Origin of the sequence: Corallococcus llansteffanensis, from assembly GCF_003612055.1 — a bacterium.
Lineage (GTDB): Bacteria > Myxococcota > Myxococcia > Myxococcales > Myxococcaceae > Corallococcus > Corallococcus llansteffanensis.
In genome coordinates, this window is sequence record NZ_RAWB01000136.1 from 1 (window position 1) to 19,176 (window position 19,176).

The 19,176-nt window shown below is 71.8% G+C and carries 21 protein-coding genes and 1 pseudogene; 11 read left to right on the forward strand and 11 right to left on the reverse strand.

Annotated elements, in window-relative coordinates; genetic code table 11:
- The 4 genes from D7V93_RS15035 to nagZ all read left to right on the forward strand — a co-directional run.
- Positions 1 to 1,011: AAA family ATPase (locus D7V93_RS15035; protein WP_208723031.1), on the forward strand; the 1,011-nt coding region annotated here is incomplete at its 5' end.
- A gap of 12 nt (positions 1,012 to 1,023) precedes the next feature.
- Positions 1,024 to 1,905 (forward strand): DUF58 domain-containing protein, encoded by an 882-nt coding sequence (locus D7V93_RS15040; protein WP_120644073.1) that lies wholly within the window; start codon positions 1,024 to 1,026, stop codon positions 1,903 to 1,905.
- A complete protein-coding gene (locus tag D7V93_RS15045; RefSeq protein WP_120644074.1) occupies positions 1,902 to 4,001 on the forward strand; it encodes a BatA domain-containing protein in 2,100 nt (699 codons plus the stop codon). The genes D7V93_RS15040 and D7V93_RS15045 overlap by 4 nt, the downstream gene beginning before the upstream one ends.
- Before the next feature lie 341 nt (positions 4,002 to 4,342).
- Positions 4,343 to 5,407: a beta-N-acetylhexosaminidase gene (nagZ, locus tag D7V93_RS15050; protein ID WP_372338316.1), complete on the forward strand. Its 1,065-nt coding sequence runs from the start codon at positions 4,343 to 4,345 to the stop codon at positions 5,405 to 5,407.
- A 174-nt stretch (positions 5,408 to 5,581) separates the two neighbouring features.
- Here nagZ and D7V93_RS15055 read toward each other — a convergent pair whose 3' ends face one another.
- The 4 genes from D7V93_RS15055 to D7V93_RS15070 all read right to left on the reverse strand — a co-directional run bounded on the left by D7V93_RS15055 (position 5,582) and on the right by D7V93_RS15070 (position 7,968).
- Positions 5,582 to 5,932 carry a hypothetical protein gene (locus tag D7V93_RS15055; protein ID WP_120644076.1) on the reverse strand — a complete coding sequence of 117 codons (351 nt, stop codon included), beginning with the start codon at positions 5,930 to 5,932 and terminating at the stop codon, positions 5,582 to 5,584.
- 139 nt (positions 5,933 to 6,071) lie between these two features.
- Complete coding sequence (locus D7V93_RS15060) at positions 6,072 to 6,593, reverse strand: hypothetical protein (RefSeq protein WP_147451187.1); 522 nt, start codon at positions 6,591 to 6,593, stop codon at positions 6,072 to 6,074.
- Positions 6,594 to 6,829: 236 nt separating this feature from the next.
- The gene (gene bcp / locus D7V93_RS15065; protein WP_120644078.1) at positions 6,830 to 7,435 is read right to left on the reverse strand and encodes a thioredoxin-dependent thiol peroxidase; all 606 of its coding nucleotides are present in this window, start codon (positions 7,433 to 7,435) and stop codon (positions 6,830 to 6,832) included.
- A 56-nt stretch (positions 7,436 to 7,491) separates the two neighbouring features.
- A complete protein-coding gene (locus D7V93_RS15070; RefSeq protein WP_120644079.1) occupies positions 7,492 to 7,968 on the reverse strand; it encodes a hypothetical protein in 477 nt (158 codons plus the stop codon).
- Between the two features lie 58 nt (positions 7,969 to 8,026).
- On the opposite strand from D7V93_RS15070, the gene D7V93_RS15075 reads away from it, so the two are divergent.
- Positions 8,027 to 8,668 carry a hypothetical protein gene (locus D7V93_RS15075; protein WP_120644080.1) on the forward strand — a complete coding sequence of 214 codons (642 nt, stop codon included), beginning with the start codon at positions 8,027 to 8,029 and terminating at the stop codon, positions 8,666 to 8,668.
- 41 nt (positions 8,669 to 8,709) lie between these two features.
- Here the strand turns inward: D7V93_RS15075 and D7V93_RS15080 are convergent, their stop codons facing one another.
- Complete coding sequence (locus D7V93_RS15080; RefSeq protein ID WP_120644081.1) at positions 8,710 to 10,032, reverse strand: response regulator; 1,323 nt, start codon at positions 10,030 to 10,032, stop codon at positions 8,710 to 8,712.
- Positions 10,033 to 10,156: 124 nt separating this feature from the next.
- Here D7V93_RS15080 and D7V93_RS15085 point away from each other — a divergent pair, with 124 nt between their 5' ends.
- The 3 genes from D7V93_RS15085 (at position 10,157) to D7V93_RS15095 (ending at position 12,208) form a co-directional block, all read left to right on the forward strand.
- The gene (locus tag D7V93_RS15085; RefSeq protein ID WP_120644082.1) at positions 10,157 to 10,477 is read left to right on the forward strand and encodes an MXAN_6627.5 family MYXO-CTERM protein; all 321 of its coding nucleotides are present in this window, start codon (positions 10,157 to 10,159) and stop codon (positions 10,475 to 10,477) included.
- Positions 10,478 to 10,514: 37 nt separating this feature from the next.
- A complete protein-coding gene (locus tag D7V93_RS15090; RefSeq protein ID WP_120644083.1) occupies positions 10,515 to 11,555 on the forward strand; it encodes a class I SAM-dependent methyltransferase in 1,041 nt (346 codons plus the stop codon).
- Positions 11,556 to 11,626: 71 nt separating this feature from the next.
- Positions 11,627 to 12,208, forward strand: coding sequence for a Uma2 family endonuclease (locus D7V93_RS15095; RefSeq protein ID WP_120644084.1), 582 nt, complete (start codon positions 11,627 to 11,629; stop codon positions 12,206 to 12,208).
- A gap of 9 nt (positions 12,209 to 12,217) precedes the next feature.
- Here D7V93_RS15095 and D7V93_RS15100 read toward each other — a convergent pair whose 3' ends face one another.
- From D7V93_RS15100 to pdxR, 6 genes are all read right to left on the reverse strand, one after another.
- Positions 12,218 to 13,138: a hypothetical protein gene (locus tag D7V93_RS15100; protein WP_120644085.1), complete on the reverse strand. Its 921-nt coding sequence runs from the start codon at positions 13,136 to 13,138 to the stop codon at positions 12,218 to 12,220.
- Positions 13,125 to 14,210 carry an MBL fold metallo-hydrolase gene (locus D7V93_RS15105; protein ID WP_120644086.1) on the reverse strand — a complete coding sequence of 362 codons (1,086 nt, stop codon included), beginning with the start codon at positions 14,208 to 14,210 and terminating at the stop codon, positions 13,125 to 13,127. Before D7V93_RS15105 ends, D7V93_RS15100 begins: the two co-directional genes overlap by 14 nt.
- Complete coding sequence (locus D7V93_RS15110) at positions 14,183 to 14,776, reverse strand: hypothetical protein (protein WP_120644087.1); 594 nt, start codon at positions 14,774 to 14,776, stop codon at positions 14,183 to 14,185. The genes D7V93_RS15105 and D7V93_RS15110 overlap by 28 nt, the downstream gene beginning before the upstream one ends.
- 37 nt (positions 14,777 to 14,813) lie before the next feature.
- Entirely contained in the window at positions 14,814 to 15,278 is a 465-nt protein-coding gene (locus D7V93_RS15115) for an SRPBCC family protein (RefSeq protein WP_120644088.1), read from the reverse strand.
- On the reverse strand, positions 15,275 to 15,646 hold the full coding sequence (locus tag D7V93_RS15120; protein ID WP_341870929.1) for an ArsR/SmtB family transcription factor: 372 nt from the start codon (positions 15,644 to 15,646) through the stop codon (positions 15,275 to 15,277). Before D7V93_RS15120 ends, D7V93_RS15115 begins: the two co-directional genes overlap by 4 nt.
- Positions 15,647 to 15,715: 69 nt before the next feature.
- Positions 15,716 to 17,212 carry a MocR-like pyridoxine biosynthesis transcription factor PdxR gene (gene pdxR, locus D7V93_RS15125; RefSeq protein WP_279636914.1) on the reverse strand — a complete coding sequence of 499 codons (1,497 nt, stop codon included), beginning with the start codon at positions 17,210 to 17,212 and terminating at the stop codon, positions 15,716 to 15,718.
- A 66-nt stretch (positions 17,213 to 17,278) separates the two neighbouring features.
- Here pdxR and D7V93_RS15130 point away from each other — a divergent pair, with 66 nt between their 5' ends.
- The 3 genes and pseudogenes from D7V93_RS15130 to D7V93_RS15140 all read left to right on the forward strand — a co-directional run.
- Positions 17,279 to 18,022 carry an NIPSNAP family protein gene (locus D7V93_RS15130; RefSeq protein ID WP_120644091.1) on the forward strand — a complete coding sequence of 248 codons (744 nt, stop codon included), beginning with the start codon at positions 17,279 to 17,281 and terminating at the stop codon, positions 18,020 to 18,022.
- Between the two features lie 26 nt (positions 18,023 to 18,048).
- The gene (locus D7V93_RS15135; RefSeq protein WP_120644092.1) at positions 18,049 to 18,528 is read left to right on the forward strand and encodes a hypothetical protein; all 480 of its coding nucleotides are present in this window, start codon (positions 18,049 to 18,051) and stop codon (positions 18,526 to 18,528) included.
- A gap of 423 nt (positions 18,529 to 18,951) precedes the next feature.
- A pseudogene (locus D7V93_RS15140) lies at positions 18,952 to 19,176 on the forward strand (deaminase); the annotation flags it as partial.

Below are 19,176 nucleotides of genomic sequence, written 5' to 3' on the forward strand. Positions count from 1 at the left end.
GCCCCACTCCCCCCGTCCGACGCCACCAGCGAGGACCTGCGCGCCGTCGCGGAGCTGGCCCAGGCCCGCAACGCGATCGTCGAACAGATTGAAAAGCGCGTCGTCGGCCAGCGCGACGTGGTGGAGCACCTGCTGATTTCGCTCTTCAGCCGTGGCCACTGCCTCTTCGTGGGCGTGCCGGGCCTGGCGAAGACGCTGCTCATCTCCACGCTGGCGGACGTGCTCAACCTGTCCTTCAACCGCATCCAGTTCACCCCGGACCTGATGCCGTCGGACATCACCGGCACGGACATCCTGGAAGAGGACAAGACGACGGGCCGCCGCTCCTTCCGCTTCATGCAGGGGCCGCTGTTCGCGAACATCATCCTCGCGGACGAGGTGAACCGCACGCCGCCCAAGACGCAGGCCGCGCTCCTCCAGGCGATGCAGGAGTACCGCATCACCGCCGGCGGAAGGACGTACCCGCTGGAGTTGCCCTTCCTCGTCTTCGCCACGCAGAACCCCATCGAACAGGAGGGCACCTATCCCCTCCCCGAGGCACAGCTGGACCGCTTCATGTTCCTGGTGGACGTGGGCTACCCGTCCGCCGAGGAGGAGGTGCAGATCGTCAAGAGCACCACCGCGGGCGCGCCGCCGAAGCTGGAGAAGATCCTCTCCCCCGAGCGCATCCTCGCGCTCCAGGAGCTCGTGCGCCGCGTGCCGGTGCCGGACCACGTGGTGCGCTACGCGGTGGAGCTGGTGCGCCACACGCGTCCCAAGGAAGCGGGCGCGCCGGACTTCGTGGCGAAGAACGTGTCGTGGGGCGCGGGGCCTCGCGCGAGCCAGTACCTGGTGCTCGCGGCCAAGGCGCGCGCCATCCTCAACGGCCGCTTCGTGGCCACGGTGGAGGACGTCCGCGCGCTGGCGAGGCCCGTGCTGCGCCACCGCGTGCTGCCCAACTTCACCGCGGAGAGCGAGGGCATCACGTCGGTGAAGCTCATCGACCAGCTCCTCACGGTGGTGAAGGGCTAGTCCGCCCCCGCCATGGCGCTGCTCGACGCCCAGACGCTGTCCCGCCTCCAGGGCGTGAAGCTGCGCGCCCGCGCGGTGATGGAGGGCGTGCTGTCCGGCCTCCACAAGAGCCCGCATCAGGGCCAGAGCGTGGAGTTCGCCGAGCACAAGGAGTACGCGCCCGGCGACGAGCTACGCCACCTGGACTGGAAGGCCTACGGCAAGTTCGACAAGTACTACGTCAAACGCTTCGAGCATGAGACCAACCTGCGCTCGGTGATGGTCGTGGATGCGTCCGCGTCCATGGGCTACCAGAGCGGCGCCCTGTCCAAGCTGGAGGTGGCGAAGACGCTCGCGGGCGCGCTCAGCTACCTGCTCGTGCGCCAGCAGGACGCGGCGGGGCTCGCGGTGATGGTGGGCGGCGCGTTTCGCGACGTGCCCCCGCGCGCGTCGGCGGGCCACCTCAACGTGCTGCTGGACGCGCTGGAGCACACCGAGGCGAAGGGCCCCACGGACCTGGGCAGCGCGGCGGACCACCTGGCGGAGGTGCTGCCCCGGCGCTCCACCGTCATCGTGCTGTCGGACCTGCTGGATGAAAAGCAGGAGGCGCTCAAGCGGGTGCTCGCGCTCCGGCAGCGCAAGAACGACGTGGCGGTGTTCCACCTGGTGGACCCCGCGGAGCTGACGTTCCCCTTCGACGACCCCACGCTCTTCCTGGACATGGAGGGCGAGGGCCGCATCGAGGTGAACCCGCGCGAAATCAAGCAGAGCTACCTGGAGGAGTTCGGCGCCTTCCTCGCGGACGTGAAGTCGAAGTGCGCCGAGGCGGACGTGGACTACGAGCTGGTGCGCACCGACGAGCGGCTGGATGAAGTGCTGCTGCGCTTCCTGGGGCGTCGCGGGAGGCGCAGGTGACGTTCGGCAACCCGTGGTTCCTGCTGGGCGCGCTGGGTGCGCTCATCCCCGTGCTGGTGCACCTGTTCGACCGGCGCCGGCCCCGGGCGCATCCGTTCGGGCCGATGGCCTTCGTGCTGCGAAGCCAGAAGCGCACGGCGAGCCGCCTCAAGCTGAAGCGGCTGCTCCTGTACACGCTGCGCACGCTCATCCTGCTGGCCATCCCGCTGGCGCTCGCGCGGCCGGAGTTCAGCCGCGACGCGCAGGCAGCCACGGTGACGCGAGGCCCCGCGGCCACCGCCATCATCCTGGATGCGTCGCTGTCCATGCGCTGGTCGGACGGCACGCCGCTATTCGAGAAGGGCCGCGACGAAGCGCGCGATGCGTTGAAGGACCTGCTGCCGGAGGAGCCCGCCACGGTGCTGGTGTGCACGGGCTCGCCGGAGACGCCGCCGCCCCCGGGCTTCGACCGGGCCCGGCTGCGCGCCCTCGTGGACGAGGCGAAGCCCACCTACGGCACGGCGGACCTGTCGCGCTGCCTGGACCTGGCGGCACGCGCGCTGGAGGAGAACCCGATGCCGGGCAAGCGCCTGGTGGTGGTCTCCGACATGACGGCCACGGGCTTCCGGCTGGAAGCGCCGCCGCCCACGGTGAAGGGCCCCACGGGGGCGCTGGTGAAGCCGGAGGTGGTGCTGCGCGACGTGGCGTCTGGCCGCGAGTCGCTGGACAACCACGCGCTCGTGGACCTGCGGGTGGAGCCCGCGCTCCAGGCGGGCCCGCGCTCGTACCAGTTCACCTTCACGGTGCGGAACTTCGGCGCGAAGCCCGTGAAGGACCTGGAGGCCGCGGTGCGCGTGGGCGAGTCCACGCTGGCCAAGGGCTTCGTCGACGTGCCGGCGGGTGGAACGACGCAGAAGACGCTGACGGTGCGCTTCCCGCAGGGTGGCACGGTGGTGGGCGCGGTGACGCTGGCGCCGGACGCGCTGGCGGAGGACGACCGGCGGGCCTTCGTGCTTCCGGTGCCTCGCGGGCTGAAGGCGCTGGTGGTGAACGGCTCGCCGCACGCGACGCGCTACCGCGACGAGGCCTTCTTCGTGGACGCGGCGCTCACGTCGCCGGGCTCGCCGGTGGACGTGGCGGTGCGCGACGCGGAGGTGGGGCTGCGTGAGGACTTCACCGCGTATGACCTGGTGCTGCTGCTCAACGCGCCCGCGCCGTCCGAGGACGAGGCGGCGAAGCTGGCGGCCTTCGTGGAGAACGGCGGCGGCCTCTTCGTGAGCGTGGGCGACCACGTGAACCCGGAGGCGTACAACCAGCGGCTGGGCGCGCTGCTGCCTCGGCCCCTGCGGCTCGTGCGCACGAGCGCCGAGCGCGAGGACCCCGACGCGGAGACGAAGACGGCGAAGCTGGCGCAGGTGAAGGTGGACCACCCGCTGTTCGCGCCCTTCACCGGCCGCGCGGAGGAGGGGCTCATCGGCGCGCGCTTCTACAAGTACATGCTGCTGGAGGCGGACAGTCCGTCCGCGCCGGGGACGAGCCAGGTGCTGGCCACGTACGAGGACGGGGCGCCCGCGGTGGCGGTGGCGCGCCGGGGCAAGGGGCGCGTGGCGCTGTTCACCAGCACGGTGGACCGCGACTGGAGCGACTTCGCCATCCGCACGAGCTTCCTGCCGCTGATTCAGCGCTTCGCCGCGTACCTCACGGGCTCGCTGGAGGAGCGCGAAGAGGTGCGCGTGCGCGTCGGCGAGACGGTGACGCTGCGCCCGGAGGGCACGCAGAAAGTGGCCGGGGTGCGCGCGCCGGACGGCAGCGAGGTGCCGGTGAAGGCGCAGCCGGACGGCTCGTTCGTCGCGGGCCCCACGGTGGAGCCGGGCGTGCACACGGTGCTGGGCGCGGACGGCAAGCCCGTGGCCGCGCTGGACTTCGCCGCCACGTTGGACCCGGCGGAGAGCGACCTGTCCCGCGTGCCGCAGGACACGCTGACGGCCTACTTCGGCGAGGACACGGTGAAGGCCTCCACGGGGGACGCGGACAAGCCCTCCGTACCGCTGTGGACCTGGCTCATCCTGGCCGCGTGCCTGGCGTTCTTCTTCGAGGGCACGCTGCTGCGCAAGTAGCGAAGGCGCGCGTCCTCACGGTGGACGCGGGCAGGCCCCCCGCATGAGCAGGGCGCCACGAACCGGGCGTGCCGCTTCGAGGCCATGCTGCCGCGAAGCGTGAGCGCCCTCACGGCGGATGCGAGCCGTACCCCAGCCGGCCTGAACAGGGCGCACCCTGTGAGGGTGCCGGGCGTGCCACTGCGCGGGCACGCTTCCACGCCATGCGCCGGTCGCTCCGCGCCCTGACAGGCAGCCGACGCTCGGGCTCGCATCCGCTGCCCCACGCGGGGCGCGCTCTGCCACACTGCGCGGCCGTGAGCCCTGCTTCCGCCCTCTATCGCGACTGCGCCCGCCTCTTCATGGTGGGCTTCCCTGGCACCCGCATCGACGCCGACCTCGCGTCCCTGATGGACGACGGCGTCTATGGCGCCATCCTCTTCAAGCGCAACGTGGGCACCGCCCAGGAGACGGCGGCGCTGTGCCACGACTTGAAGGTGCGCGCGGGCAGGCCGTTCATCCTCTCCGTGGACCAGGAGGGCGGCCGGGTGGCGCGGCTTCGCGGCGAGCCCTTCACCGCGCTGCCTCCCATGCGCGAGCTGGGACAGCGCGGCGACGAGGCCCTGGCTGAACGCGTGGGCCGGCTGCTCGCGCATGAGCTGCGCGCGGTGGGCTTCGACTGGGACTTCGCGCCGGTGCTCGACGTGGACACCAACCCGGCCAACCCCGTGATTGGCGACCGCAGCTTCAGCCGCGACCCGGAAGAGGTGGGCCGGCTGGGCGTGGCGCTCGCGCGCGGGCTGGAGGCGGGCGGCGTGGCGTCCTGCGGGAAGCACTTTCCGGGACACGGCGACACGACGACGGACAGCCACCTCACCCTGCCCCGACTGCCGCACGACCTGGAGCGCCTGCGCCGCGTGGAGCTGGTGCCCTTCCAGGCCTTCGCGAAGGCGGGGCTCGCGTCGCTGATGACGGCGCACGTGCTGTTCGACGCGCTGGAGCCCGGCGTGCCCGCGACGATGAGCCACCGCGCGCTGCACGGCATCCTGCGCCAGGAGCTGGGCTTCGACGGGGTGCTCGTCAGCGACGACCTGGAGATGAAGGCCATCGCGGACCACTACTCGGTGGCGGAGGCCGCGGTGCAGGGCACGCTCGCGGGCGTGGACCTGTTCCTCGTGTGCCACCGCGCGGACGTGCAGCGCGGCGCCATCGAAGCGCTGGTGAAGGCGGTGGAGTCCGGCCGCGTCCCGCGCGAGCGCATCACCGAAGCGCACCGGCGCCTGGACGCGCTCGCCGCCCGCTTCGCGCACCCCGCGGAGGACCGGCTCGCCACGCTGGGTGACTCCGCGCACCGCGCGCTCGCGCAGGGCCTCGCCAGTGCCTTCACCGGCAAGGACCCCACGGAGGTCATGCTCGCGTCGCGCTGAAGCCGCGCGCTACCGCTCCGGCGTCCTTCGCGCCCTGGGTGCCCGACGGGTGCGGAGGGCTGGCGGGCTCCTCCTCCGAGGTGCTGTTGCCCTCCTCGTACCGACAAGCCACGAAGCATGAAGCTGGCCGGCGCGATGCAGGCAGGGCACGGAAAGCACCCGCGCTCCCGGGCGTCACTCCTTGTCTTGGTGGCCCTGGATGAACTGCTGCGTTCCCCCCGGGTCGCGCGTGGGCTCCTGGGGCGTGGTGAAGCCCGGCGCGCCAATCTTGTTCGTCTGCCCCTGGGCCCCCGCGCCGTCCTGCGCAGCCGTGGTGCCCGTGCCCTGCTGGCCGGAGCCTCCGGTGGCGGGCGGGGGCATCGGGGCCGAGGGCTCCCCTGGCTGCTGCGTGTTGACGGTGCCCTCGTAGCGGCTTCCCTCGCGGGGAATCATGGGCTTGTCGCGGTTGCAGCCGGGCCCCATCAGCGCGGCCGTGGCGGCGAAGGCTCCCAGCAACGTCCAGCGGTAGAGGGTTTGGGAGTGCATGACCTGGCTCCTTCTGGAGGCGTTGAGGGCCTCGACAGTAAAGGAGTGGCCACCCCGCTCCCCCGCCGGGAGTGGCGGGGCCGGAGCGCGGGCGCCCGCCGGCACGCCGGCCGGTGGGACGCCCTGGACTTCGGAACGACTACCGCTGGCGCAGGTAGATGGGCGGGCTGACGTAGCTGTAGGGGACCTCGTAGCCGCGCACGCCCTCGTTCGCGGTGGAGACGCTCCAGCCACCCAGGCCCCAGGCGGCGGGCGAGTAGGTGGGGCCGCCCAGCGCGCCGTAGCGGCGGGCCATCATGCCGCCCGCATCGTCCCACTTGGAGTTGTTGGCCTGGCCGTCCCTGGCCGGCGTGCGCGGGTCGATGCTGGAGCCCAGCTTGCCGATGGTCTCGTTGTAGCCCCGGTCCACCGTCAGCACATGCTTCGGCAGCTTCGCGGCCGCGTCGCCGTGGTGCGCGTCACCCGGGGCTTCGTGCCCCTGCTGCTCGGCCACGTTGTAGACGGCCTCCGGCTGCGCGCCGCGCTGGGCGAAGGCATTGCCCCGCGACTCATCCGGCTGCTTGCCGCCCGTCTCGGGGAGCCCGCCGCAGGCCGTGCCCAGCAGCACGCCCGCCGCCAACGTCGCCGCCCCCATCCACCGCTGAATGCCTCGCTCGCGCATGTTCATCGTCTCCGCCATCCCCGAGGAAGGGTCATGCCGTCCGCGCCAGCCCCGGGCACCCACACCCGATGACTGGCCTTGCCGGTCGCCCACTGTCCGGCCCGGAGGCCTGGACGGGGCTGAATCAAAGGCCGGTCCCTCCCGGGGAGCGAGGGACCCGCCAGGGGGAAGGCATACACGGTCCCGGCCTCCCTGTCCCGCCAGGAGTGCACCGGGAATCCGCCACCCCGCCCCACTCAGGCGCGAGCGCCCTTGCGGGCCGGAGCCTTCGCTACAGTCTTGGGCGCGGAGGCCTTCTTCGCCGCCGGTTTCTTGACAGCAGCGGGCTTCGCGGCCGGAGCCTGCTTCGCCGCCGGCGCCTTCGGGGCCGCGGCGGCGGGTTGCTGGAGCGCGGACAGCACCTCCGCCACGTGCCCGGCCACCTTCACCTTGGGCCACACGCGCAGGACCTTGCCATCCGGCCCGATGAGGAAGGTCGCGCGGATGAGGCCCATGAACTTGCGGCCGTAGAGGGACTTCTCGCCCCACACCCCGTACGCGTCCGCCACCGCGTGGTCCGGATCCGCCAGGAGCGAGAAGGGCAGCCCCTGTTTCGTGGCGAACTTGTGGTGGCTCGCGGTGCTGTCGGGCGACACGCCCAGCACCACCGCGCCGGCCTTCACCAGCGCGGAGTGCTCGTCGCGGAAGTCGCACGCCTCCGTGGTGCAGCCGGGCGTCGCGTCCTTCGGATAGAAGTAGAGGACGACGTGCCGTCCCTTGAGCTGCGAGAGGGAGACGGTGGCGCCGCTCTGGTCGGGGAGCGAGAAGCCGGGGGCCTTGTCACCTGCTTGGGGCATGGGCATGTGACGGCTCCTTACCCAGCCCCCAGCGGCTTCTCAACCCCGCGCGCGCCCTTGTGTCAGTGCCCTTCCTCACCGGGCGGGTGGTCGTTGGCCTCCAGGCGGACCAGGTCGGCCTGACAGTCCTCCAGCGCCTTGCGCAGCTGGTCGCGGCCCGGCTCTGTCGTGGACTCGCCCAGCTTCTTGGCGAGCGCCTCGCACGCGGCGCGCTTCGTCTCCACCTCGCTGGCGCCAGCGCCGGTCGCGCCGGGACGGGCCAGGGGGCGTGCCGGAATCTGCTCGCGGGCCGCCTTCAGCGAGGCCAGTCGCCGGTCGGCCTCTGGACGGCTCTTGGAGTCCTTGGGGACGGCCTCGAGCTGGGAGAGGACCTCCGTCCAGGCCGGGTCCCGCGGGGGGACCTTCTGGTTGATCAGCTCCAGGTAGCGCCCTTCGGCTTTGGCGAGCTGCTCCGGACCGGGGTCCTTTGAACAACCCCACAGCGCGAGCAGGCCCATGAGCAGCAGCGCGGCGGAGTGTCGTGGGTAGGCGGTGCGCATGGCGGGGGTGCTTCCTCCTGCTGGCCACCCGGTTAAACCACGGCTAGGGTGCGCCGTCGTGGCTCCCATCCTGCTCGCCTTCCTGCTCGGCCTGACCCAAGGTCTGCTCCATGCCCTGGGGCCGGACCACTGCGCCGCCATGGCGACGCTCGGTACACTGGGTGGCGGCCGGCGCCGCATCGCGCTGGTGACGGCGCTGCGCTTCGCGCTGGGACACGCGGCCATGCTGGGTGGCATCGCCGCGGTGTGCCTCTTCGCGGGCGTGGGCCTGTCAGAGACCTTCGAGCGCTGGGCGGAGGTGTTCGGCGGCGCCGTGCTGGTGGCGCTGGCCATCACCGCGCTGCTCTTCCCGAACAGCCTGGACCACGGCCACCCGCACCTGCCCGGCCACGACCGCAAGCCGCACGAGCACGTGCACACCGTGAGCACCGCCGCCGGGGCCTTCATGGCCATCAGCGGCGTGCGCTCGCTGCTCATCGCCCTGCCCCCGCTGTTGGTGGGCGGCAGCATGAGCCTGTCCGCGTGGACGTACCTGCCCGGTTTCGCGCTGGGCATCCTCATCGGCATGGGCGCGGTGGGGCTGCTCTTCGCCGAAGGGCTGTCGCGCGCCAGCGCGCGCCTCAGCCTGTGGATCCAGCGCGGGGTCGCCCTGGGCTCCGGCGCGCTGGGCCTGTTCTGGATCGGCTCCCGGCTCGGGTAGCACGGGGGCACCGGGCACCTGACCCGGCCGGCGCCTGACGCCTACTGGCGCTTGTCCAGGATGCCCAGCGCCATCATCGACACCAGGAAGCCGTAGACGACGTGCTCCGGGCGGTTGGCGAACGCGAGCAGCTCCGCCACCACGCGGTTGCCGTCAATCTTGGGCAGCAGCTCCGCCTCCCAACGCTCCAGCTCCACCTCGTTGAGGCCGTAGGCGGGGGCGACGGCGGGGATGAGCCGGTCCTCGGGCTGGAGCAGGCGACGCAGGCGCTCCGGCTTGTAGAGCTTCTTGATGCCACGGACGATGAGGTTCGCCGGGTGCACGTCCAGCTTGATGGACTCCGCGGAGGCCTTCTCCTTGAAGCTCATCACGTACGTGCCCTCCTCCCAGGAGAAGAGCGAGTAGATGATGGCCTTCACCTGCTGGCCCACGTAGTACAGCCGCTCCGTGTCCTTGAGCAGGGCGCGCTCCACCAGCACGTCACCGGTGCGCCGGTGGCTCAGCGCGGCGACGGCGGACGCGTCCTGGAGCTGCTCGGCCTTGATCTTCCCCACGCGCACCAGGAACTGGCCGAAGCGGTCCGCCAGCAGGTTGGAGAGCGCGAACACCGGGGTGCCGTTCTCGAAGTAGACGACCTTCTTCACCTTGCCGCGCTGGATGCCCAGCTCGCCCGTCTCGCGCGACAGGTAGAAGGCGGTGAGCAGCGACGGCAGGTTGTCCTTCAATTCGCCCCGGCGGCTGCCCGGCGCGCCCGCGCCCACCGGCAGCGGGTCCGGCGGACGGCCCGGCGTGGGGGCCCGCACGTGGGTGGAGGGCACCTTCTGCATGGGCGTGGCGGTGAGGTTCGCGCCCCGGATTTCAGCGGTGAGGTTGCCGCCGCCCGTGACCTTGATGCGGCCCGTCAGCTCCATCGCGTCCTGGGGGCCCTCCTCCTCCACGTCGATGTCCAGCTCCACCTCGAAGGCGTCCTGGAGCGAGGCGGCGGGGACCTTCTTCTCCGCGGGCAGCACCTTGGCCACCGCTTCGAGCAGCTTCTGCGCCTCGAAGGGTTTCTCGAAGTAGCCGGCCGCCTGGTACTTCTGGCGCGCCTCGTTGGCGTGCTTGCCGCCCTTGAAGACACCCGTGATGAAGAGCAGCGGGAGCTGGGGGTTGTCCTTCCGCAGCGTGTCCGCCAGGTGGTAGCCCATCATGTCCGGCAGCAGGATGTCCAAGACGGCGCAGCCGGGGGGCTGGGCACGCGCGGCCTCGATGCCCTGCTTGCCACGGCTGGCGCCCACCACCTCATACCCGGCGTCCTCGAAGAGCTGGGTGAGGAGGGAGAGGAGCTCCTGGTTGTCGTCCACGACGAGGATTCGAGGCGCCATCGCGGGGGGACCGTAGCAGATTCGGACGCCCTGTCGGCCAGCGATTCCGGGAAGACCGGAGGGGTGTCCCCCTCAGTGGAAAGATGCAAGCGTGCCGCTGGGGCGTTAGGGTGGCGCCCGCCTCATGTCCTCCCTCTTCTCGCGCATGCGCCCGGCAGGGCTCCTCACCTGCCTCCTCCTGCTCTCCCCCATGGTGGCCGTCGCCCAGTCCGCGGCGGACGCCGGTGACGACCCCGGCGGCGAGGAGGGAGAGGACACCACCGGCCGCGTCCCCACCGACTGTCGCAGCACCAGCGACTGCGCGCCGCGCTTCACCTGCGCGGTGGGCAAGTGCAAGTACACCGGCGTGCGCAAGGCGCAGACCCAGGGCTGTCTGCTGGGCCCCGAAGCGGCGCTGATGGTGTTGGGCGTGGCCGCGGTGGCCGGCGCCCGACGCCGCCGGTAGCCCCCGGAAAACCCCCTCTCCCTAGGAGCGACGCGCGATGCGGCTGGGCCTCAAGGCGGACAACCTCCTGGAGCGGGTGGCGGACTTCCTCAACCTGGCGCCCCAGCCCCTGGCGCACGCCTTCTTCGGGATGATGGCGTCGCGCACGCTGATGGCCGGCGCGCGCCTGGGCGTCTACGCGGCGCTGGCGGACGGCGCGGCGACCGCGGAGGCGCTGGCGGCCCGGCTCAAGACGAGCACCGAGGGCATGCGGGCGCTCCTGGAAGCGCTCATCGCCTGCGAGGTGGTGGAGCTGCAGCGGGGCCGCTTCCGGCTGGCCCCTCGCGCGCGGCGGTGGCTGGATCCGCGCTCGCCGCAGGCCATCACCGCGTTCCTGGAGTTCAACTACGCGCAGTGGGACTGGTGGGGGCAGCTGGAGAACGCGGTGAAGAGCGGGCAGTCGGTGGACATCCACCAGTTCGCTCCGGACGACCCGCGCTGGCGCGACTACATCCAGGCCATGTACCAGCTGGCGCGGCTGGCCTCGCCGGAGGTGGCGGCGGCCATTCCCCTGCCCCGGGGCGCGAAGCAGCTGCTGGACCTGGGCGGCGCGCACGGCTGGTACGCGGCGGAGCTGTGCCGGGAGCACCGGGGGCTGAAGGCCACGGTGCTGGACCTGGAGGGCAGCGTGCGCGTGGGGCGGGAGATCATCGCCCAGGCGGGGCTGTCGCACCGGGTGACGCACCGGGAAGGCGACGTGCTGCACGCGGAGCTGGGCGGGCCGTATGACGGCGTGCTGCTGTTCCAGGTGATGCACCACCTGACGCCCGCGCAGAACGTGGCGCTGCTGCGGCGCGTGCGCGGGTCGATGGCGTCGAAGGGGACGCTGGCGGTGCTGGAGTACCTGCGCGAGGAGCGCGACACGGCGGGGACGTCCGCGCCGCTCATCGGGCTGCACTACTTCCTCACGTCGGGAGCGGCGGCGTACACGCCCGCGGAGCTGGAGGGCTTCCTGGACGACGCGGGCTTCCGCGTGCAGAGCAGCCGGCCCATCCGCCACCTGCCGTTGCAGACGCTGCTCATCGCGCAGCCGGCGTAGAGCCGCCGGAGCCAGGGGGGCTGCCCGGCCGTCCGCTTGTCAGACGGCGTTGCTATCTCCACACTCCAGGCATGGCCTATGGCGCGCAGACGCTCGAGGGTCCCGCGACCCTCGCTGATATCGAGGCCCTGCCCGAGGGCGTGGTGGGCGAGATCATCGACGGGACGTTGTACACACATGCGCGGCCCCGGGCCGGGCACATGGACCTCATGGGGGCGCTGATTGAAGGGCTGCGAGGCCCCTTCCAGCGGGGCCAGGGCGGTCCAGGGGGTTGGTGGGTGCTGGTGGAACCCGGCATCCAGGTGGAGGGGGCACCGGAGTTCAGTCCGGACCTCGCCGGGTGGAGACGGGAACGTGTGCCCGTGCTGCCCACCGGCAGGTGCACGGTCGCACCGGACTGGGCGTGCGAAATCCTATCCCCGTCCACGCGAAGCTTCGATCAGCGCATCAAGCGACCGTTCTATGCGCGCATCGGCATCCGGCACCTGTGGTTCATCGACATCGACGCACGCACGCTCACCGTGAGCGAGCTGCGGGACGGACGTTGGTGGGAGTTGGGCGTGCACGGCGAGGATGATGTCGTCCGCGCGGCACCGTTCAACGCCATCGAGTTGCGACTGGGCGAGTGGTGGCCCGGCTCCGAAGCGTTTTGAGGAACCGGCTCAACGCCGCTTCGGCTTCGCCTTCAGCTTCCGGGCGGCCCGCTCGCGCTCCACCTGCACCCGCCGCTCCAGGACCTCCTTGTTGAACTTCGCGAAGAGCACCATGTCCAGGAGCCGGGGGCTGGGGGACGGACCGACGTGTTCGAGGATGGCGTCCATCGCGGAGATGGACTCCGGCACCCGGTCCTCCTGGAGCAGCACGAAGGCGCGTGACATGAGCGCCGAGGCCACGAGGGCCCGCATCCGCGGGTCCGCGTGCTGGCAGTAGCGCACGTCCACCTCGTCGAACTGTCCCAGCGCCTCGTCCTTGCGGCCCAGGCCCCGGAGCGCCACGCCCTTCTGCAGGAGCGCCGCCGCCATGTGCTCGACGTGGAGTGAGTCGTCGCTGCCGTCGAACCGGGTCAGCAGCTCGTCCGAAAGCCGCAGCGCCTCTTCGTACTCCTCGGCCTGGTTGTACGCGGCGGGCAGCAGCTCCCGCGCCATGCCCACCGGGACGTGCAGGCCGTGCTGCTTCTCCAGGGCGCCGAAGCGACGCAGCACCCCTCCCAGGCCCGCGATGCCCAGGTCCGGGCGGTCCTGGTCCATCATCACGCGCGCGCGGTGGACCATGGCCCACGCCACGACCTCCCACAGCGCGGGCTGCTTCGGGCTCCAGAAGCGGCGCTCCACCTCTTCGAAGTGGACCAGGGCCTCGCCAATCCGGTCCGGGTGCTTCTCCGCCATCACCACGCCCCGGTTGCCCAGCGCGCGCGCCACCTGCACCTGGAGCGCGGGCACCCGCGACGTCGTGAAGCGCCGGTACACCTCGTCACAGAGCGGAATCACCTCTTCCACGTGGCCGGAACGGATGAGCTCGCGCGCCCGGTCCATCATCGCCTTCGCTTCGACCTCCGGCGGCACCGCGCCTTCAGCGCCCGCCATCAGCCCGTCCCTCGCCTCCGGGTGACAGCGGCGGCACGTCGCGGCCTTCGCCGAAGTCGAGCGCCCAGAAGCGCGGCCGGACCTCCTCCTTCAACAACAGCCGCAAGAGCAGGTACTTCGCTTCGTCCTGCCCGTCCAACGCCATGGGGAAGGTGCCGTAGTGCATCGCCACCGACGTGCCCGAGCGCAGCACGCGGTGCGCCTGGAGCGCCTGCTCCGGCCCCATGTGCACCGGGTGGATGACGCGCGGACGGAACGCGCCGATGGGCAGCACCGACAGGCGCATGGGCCCGAAGCGCTCCGCGATGCGGTCGAAGTGCGGACCCAGACCCGTGTCGCCCGCGAAGAGCGCCGGGCCTCCGGATGTCTCCAGCACCCAGCCGGCCCACAGCGTCTCCTCCTGGTCCGTCAGCCCCCTGTTCGAGCGGTGCTGCGCGGGCACCGCCGTCACCTTGAGCCCCGGAGGCCCGCTCTTCGCGGACTGCCACCAGTCCAGCTCCTCCACGCGCTGGAAGCCCTCGCGCGTGAGCAGCTCGCGGTTGCCCAGGCCCACGAGGAACAGCGGGTGGTGCGCGGCCTCCAGCCGCCGCAGCGTGGGCAGGTCCAGGTGGTCGTAGTGGTTGTGGCTCACCACCACGACGTCGATGGGCGGCAGGTCCTCGAAGCGGATGCCCGGGGGCCGCACGCGCTTGGGGCCCACGAAGGACACAGGGCTCGCCCGGTCCGAATAGATGGGGTCCGTCAGCACGTTCACCCCGTCCGCCTGGAGCAGCACCGTGGCGTGGTTGATGAACGTCACGCGCAACTGGCCCGCGCCCACGCGCTCGGGAGGCTTGGGCCCGAAGGGCAGGTCCGCGTAGTCGCGCCACGCGCCGCGCTCCTCCTGCAGCGCGGCCTTCAGGAGCTTGAGGGGTGGCAGCTTCGGCGCGTCGCCCAGGTTCTGGAACGTCTCGCCGTCGAAGTGGTCCGTCGCCGGGCCCCGGTGCACGGTGCCGGCGAAGCAGCCCGTCCACAGCGACAGGGCCAGCGCGGGCCACAGCCGCGTCACTTGATGACAATGGTCCAGTCGCATTCGAAGGGCTCTCCGTCGAGGGATGGCAACACGTAGCGCGTGGCCTGGATGCTGGCCAGGGCCTGCGCGAGCAGGTCTGGAGGCAGGGTCGCTTCCCGCACCTCGCACCGCTGGGGCACGCCGCCCTGCACCAGCCGGCACGTCACGCGCACGTGGTGCTTGCGCCCCTCGCGCCAGCGTTGGAAGGCCTCCTGGAACACCGGGTCGTCCGGCGGGCCGCCGCGCACGCGCCGGGGCTCCTTCACGTGCTGGTACAGCCACGCGCAGGCGTCCTTCACCTGCCCGTCACAGGCCTTGCCCATCAGGGACAGCGCGCGCAGGCGCTCCGGCCCCCGTGCGTCCGAGGCCAGCAGGGTGAGCGCCTGGTCGAAGCAGCTCTTCGCCGTGCGCACCGTGCAGTCCCCGGTGCTGGCCGGAGGCGTGTTCGCGGCGAAGGCCCCCACGGGCGCGGGGCGCATGGGGTCCTCCAGCACGCGCGCCGGGTCGCTGCGACGCTGCCCGCACGCGGACACGGCGCACAGCAGCGCCAGCGCGGACCACCGGAAGGACTGCGGACGCCAGGTCATGGCGCCATCGTAGACGGCCCGCGCCCCGGAAGGGACCTCAGCCGTGCGGCACGAAGCGCGAGTCCCCGCCCAGCAGCGCGTCGAAGTTCCCCAGCAGACGGGCCCACTCCTTCTGGGCGCCATCCCGGTACTGCTCCGCGTTGGGGCTCATCTCATGGGTGAGGGTGACTTCACAGCCCGAGTCCAGGGCAACGATGTCCACGGTCACCCGGTCGTAGTCCGGCGAGTACTTGGGCACCCCGAACGTGAACACCAGCCGGCGCGGCCGGTCGAGCTCCAGGTACTTGCCGGTGTGCTCCACCTCCTCGCCGTCGCGCAGGTCGGAGAGACGGAAGATGCCGCCCACGCGCGCGTCGATCTCCGCGCGCACCAGCGGCGTGGCGCGGGTGGTGAAGAGCCACTGGCGAGCCTTCTCCGGGTCGAGCCAGGCGTCGAAGACGCGCTCGGCGGAGGCCTTGAAGCGGTGGGTGACGCGGACCTGGATGGGGGCGGGTGAGGTCATCGGGTTCGGCCTTTCTTGTCGGCAGGGGCGGAGGCCGCGGCGCGGTCCTCCTCTTGGAGCAGGTCATCGAGCGCCTGCAGGCGGGCGCTCCAGTTCGCGCGCTGCGCATCCATCCAGCGCGCCACGTCGTCCATCGGCTTCGGGGTGAAGGACAGCAGGTGTTCGCGGCCCTCGCGGCGCCGGTGCACCAGCTTCGCGCGCTCCAGCACCCGGATGTGCTTGGACACCGCGTTGAGGGACATGGCGAAGGGCTGGGCCAGCTCCGTCACGCGCGTCTCCCCCGCCGACAGGCGCTGGAGGATGGCACGTCGCGTGGGGTCGGCCAGCGCCAGCAGCGTCTGGTCCAGGTGGTTCGGGGTCGTCGGCATCCGCATCGTTCAACCTCTGGGTTGAATATCAACGCAGGCCCTCGACCTGTCAAGACAGGGGTGGAGACGTCAGCGCGCGGCGTCCAGTGCCCGTGCCAGCGTGCGCGTCCCTGCGCGGAGGGCCTCCGGGCGCACACCTCCGAAGCCGAAGACGAGGCCGGACTCGCGGCGGCGGCCGAGGAAGTAGCCGGACAGCGCGGCCACCTCCACGCCCAGCCGGGCCGCCTCGTCGCGGACGCGCAGGTCGGACAGCGGGGAGGCGAGCGACGCGGACACCTGCATGCCGGTGTCGCAAGGCCGGGGCGCCAGGGCGCCCGAGCAGTCGGTGCGCAGGGCCTCGAGCAGGGCCTCACCGCGCTCCCGGTACGCCACCCGCATGCGGCGCAGGTGCCGGCCGAAGTGGCCCTCCGCGAGGAACACCGCCAATGCCGCCTGTTCCAGCGAGGAGGCGGGCGCGACGGTGGAGGCACGCGCGGCGGCGAAGGCATCCACCAGGGGCGGCGGCGCGACGAGGAAGCCCAGGCGCAGACCCGGGAACATCGCCTTGCTGAACGTGCCCACGTAGACCACGCAGCCGGCTTCATCGAGTCCCTGCAGCGCGGTGAGGGGGCGGCCCCGGTGGCGGAACTCGCTGTCGTAGTCGTCCTCGATGATCCACGCGCGCGTGCGCTCCGCCCACTGGAGCAGCGCCATCCGCCGCGCCAGGCTCAGCGTGACGCCCAGCGGATACTGGTGCGAAGGGGCCACCAGCGCGACGCGAGCGCGGGCGGCCCGGGCGATGCCTGCGCCCACGTCGAGCCCCTCCGCGTCCACCGGCACCGGCACCGGACGCCCACCGGCGGCGAGCACCGCGCGACGGGCACCGGGGTAGCCCGGGTCCTCCACCCAGACGGTGTCTCCGGGATCGAGCGCGAGCCGGAGGACTTCATCGAAGGCCTGTTGCGTCCCCGCGGTCACGAAGACCTGTTCGGGCACGCAGCGCACGCCGCGCGACGCGGACACGTGGGCCGCGATGGCTTCCCGCAGGGGCGCATGGCCCGCGGGGTCGCCACCGTCGAGCAGGCCGGTGCTCGCGCGCGCATGGACGCGCGTCACCGTGCGCCCCCACAGCGCGGTGGGGAACAGGTCGAGCGCTGGCACTCCGGGACGGAAGGCACGGGGTGCGGACCCCAGGCGCGGCGAGCCGACAGCCGGGGACTTCAGGGCCCGCGCCGACGCGGCGAGCCGGGGACCCCGGGACACCCGGGGCGCCGCGCTCCGGGCCCGGTCATCGGGAGTGATGGGCAGCTCGGGCGCGACGCGGGTGGAGGAGCCCGGGCGGGCCACCACGTAGCCCTCGGCGGCGAGCGCATCCAGCGCCTGGAGGACGGTGCTTCGCGCCACGTCCAGCTCGGCGGCGAGCTGGCGGGACGAGGGGAGGCGCAGTCCGGGGGGCAACGCGCCGGAGAGGATGCGCGTGCGGACACCCTCGAAGAGCTGTTCGTGGAGCGGCGTGGAGGCACGCGAGTCCAGCCGCAGGAGCAGCGAGGTGGCGGCGTCCAACTGGTAGGGTCGATTCTGGCTCAAGTGGTCTTCATGACCCTACCAGCTTGCTGGCAAGGATGGCCTCCGCACCCGTCCTCCGGAAGCCTGATGCCGCCCCTCTCCCCTGCCTGCTGCTCGGTCCTCGAACTGCGTCAGTACACGCTGCATCCCGGTCAGCGCGACGTCCTCATCCCGCTCTTCGACACGCACTTCGTGGAGGCGCAGGAGGCGGTGGGGATGCACCTCGTCGGTCAGTTCCGCGACGAGGACCGGCCGGACCGGTTCGTGTGGCTGCGCGGCTTCCGCGACATGGAGTCCCGCAAGGCCGCGCTGGGCGCGTTCTACGGCGGCCCGGTGTGGAAGGCGCACCGGGAGGTCGCGAACGTGACGATGCAGGACTCCGACAACGTCCTGCTGCTGCGCCCGGTGCGGGCGGACACGGGCCTGGAGCATCCGGGTCCACCGAGGCCTCCCGTAGGTGCGGAGGCCCGTCCCGATTCGCGCGCGGAGCTGACGCTCTGCTTCCTGAAGGCCCCGGCCGACGAAGGCCTCACGACATTCTTCGAGCAGCGCGTGCGGCCGGTACTCGCGGAGACGGAGGCCATGCCCCGGGCCCTGTTCCAGACCGAGCCCGCGCCGAACACCTTCCCTGCCCTGCCCGTGCGCACGGGCGAGCACGTCTTCGCCTGGCTCACCGTGTTCCCGGACGCCGCGCGCCACCGCGAGCACCTTCGACGACGGGCCGGATCGAAGGCGTGGACGAAGCAGGTGCAGTCCGGCCTTGAGCCCTGGCTGAACAGGCCGCTCGAACACCTGACGCTGGCGCCCACCTCCCGCTCCCAGTTGCGTTGAACCTCTTGCTGAAAGGACCTGCCCCCATGAAGCCCCTTCCTCCGCTCCCCACCGGCGACGTGCACGACTTCGACTTCTTCATGGGCGAATGGAATTGCATCAACCGACGCCTCAAGAAGCGGCTGTCCGGCAGTGACGACTGGGACACGTTCTCGTCGAGGACACGCTGCCAGCCGCACCTGGGCGGCGTGGCCAACGTGGAGGAAGCCGCGTTCGAGCGGGGGTTCTCCGGCATGGCGCTGCGGCTGTTCGACGTGCAGCAGCGCCGCTGGTCCATCTACTGGGTCGACAGCCGCGGCGGTGTGCTCATGCCTCCCGTGCACGGGGGCTTCACGGGCGACCACGGACTCTTCTACGGCGAGGACACCGACGACGGCCGCCCGGTCCAGGTCCAGTTCCGCTGGACCCGCCAGGGGGCGGATCGCGCGCGGTGGGAGCAGGCGTTCTCGCTTGACGGTGAGACGTGGGAGATGAACTGGGTGATGGAGTTCACGCGGGCGAAGTGACCCACCTGCGAACCTGGACTCCCACACCCCGCCCCGGTTTGAATGCGCCCGCTCTTGACCGGGGGTCCGTCCGTTGCGTCACCTGCTCGCCGCTGTCCCGCTGTGTGCGCTCTTCGGTTGCAGCTACGTGAACCTCGCTCCGCCAAACCCAAGGTACACGGGCGTGTCGGGGGATTCGCCACCCGTGGGCATCCGGATCGGCACGTCTCCTGAAAACCCCTTGGAGGCGCCCGAGCCCCCCACGGAGGGCCAGACACCCGCGGCCCCTGCCGCCGAGGCCTCCGCTTCTCCCGGCTCGACGCAGTAGTGAACGAACCGGCCGCGGCCCCACCGCATCCGGTTCGACAGGCAGCCGGGCATCTGGGAACCATCGCCGCACCCACGCCGCTCGCCCCCGAGGGCGGGCCGTGCCCCGGAGCCGCGATGAAGCCCCACGTCATCTGTCACATGGTCTCGTCCATCGACGGACGCATCATCCTGAAGCACTGGCCTGAACCGGGGCCGGTGCACGGTGAATACGAACGCACCGCCGCCACCTTCGACGCGGATGCCTGGATGTGCGGGCGCATCACCATGCAGGACTTCGCCGCGAAGGGGGACGTGCCCAAGCCGCCGCCCCCGGCCCCGGTTCAGGCCAGTGCTTCAGGA

Excerpts from the sequence above, each read along its gene's own strand:
- D7V93_RS15115 (WP_120644088.1), bottom strand. The coding sequence starts at position 15,278 with ATGACCTCACCCGCCCCCATCCAGGTCCGCGTCACCCACCGCTTCAAG.
- D7V93_RS15130 (WP_120644091.1), top strand. The coding sequence starts at position 17,279 with ATGCCGCCCCTCTCCCCTGCCTGCTGCTCGGTCCTCGAACTGCGTCAG.
- nagZ (WP_372338316.1), top strand. The coding sequence starts at position 4,343 with ATGGTGGGCTTCCCTGGCACCCGCATCGACGCCGACCTCGCGTCCCTG.
- D7V93_RS15090 (WP_120644083.1), top strand. The coding sequence starts at position 10,515 with ATGCGGCTGGGCCTCAAGGCGGACAACCTCCTGGAGCGGGTGGCGGAC.
- D7V93_RS15100 (WP_120644085.1), bottom strand. The coding sequence starts at position 13,138 with ATGGCGGGCGCTGAAGGCGCGGTGCCGCCGGAGGTCGAAGCGAAGGCG.
- D7V93_RS15085 (WP_120644082.1), top strand. The coding sequence starts at position 10,157 with ATGTCCTCCCTCTTCTCGCGCATGCGCCCGGCAGGGCTCCTCACCTGC.
- D7V93_RS15055 (WP_120644076.1), bottom strand. The coding sequence starts at position 5,932 with ATGCACTCCCAAACCCTCTACCGCTGGACGTTGCTGGGAGCCTTCGCC.
- D7V93_RS15080 (WP_120644081.1), bottom strand. The coding sequence starts at position 10,032 with ATGGCGCCTCGAATCCTCGTCGTGGACGACAACCAGGAGCTCCTCTCC.
- D7V93_RS15105 (WP_120644086.1), bottom strand. The coding sequence starts at position 14,210 with ATGCGACTGGACCATTGTCATCAAGTGACGCGGCTGTGGCCCGCGCTG.
- D7V93_RS15070 (WP_120644079.1), bottom strand. The coding sequence starts at position 7,968 with ATGCGCACCGCCTACCCACGACACTCCGCCGCGCTGCTGCTCATGGGC.
- bcp (WP_120644078.1), bottom strand. The coding sequence starts at position 7,435 with ATGCCCATGCCCCAAGCAGGTGACAAGGCCCCCGGCTTCTCGCTCCCC.
- D7V93_RS15110 (WP_120644087.1), bottom strand. The coding sequence starts at position 14,776 with ATGACCTGGCGTCCGCAGTCCTTCCGGTGGTCCGCGCTGGCGCTGCTG.
- D7V93_RS15040 (WP_120644073.1), top strand. The coding sequence starts at position 1,024 with ATGGCGCTGCTCGACGCCCAGACGCTGTCCCGCCTCCAGGGCGTGAAG.
- D7V93_RS15095 (WP_120644084.1), top strand. The coding sequence starts at position 11,627 with ATGGCCTATGGCGCGCAGACGCTCGAGGGTCCCGCGACCCTCGCTGAT.
- D7V93_RS15135 (WP_120644092.1), top strand. The coding sequence starts at position 18,049 with ATGAAGCCCCTTCCTCCGCTCCCCACCGGCGACGTGCACGACTTCGAC.
- D7V93_RS15060 (WP_147451187.1), bottom strand. The coding sequence starts at position 6,593 with ATGCGCGAGCGAGGCATTCAGCGGTGGATGGGGGCGGCGACGTTGGCG.
- D7V93_RS15120 (WP_341870929.1), bottom strand. The coding sequence starts at position 15,646 with ATGCCGACGACCCCGAACCACCTGGACCAGACGCTGCTGGCGCTGGCC.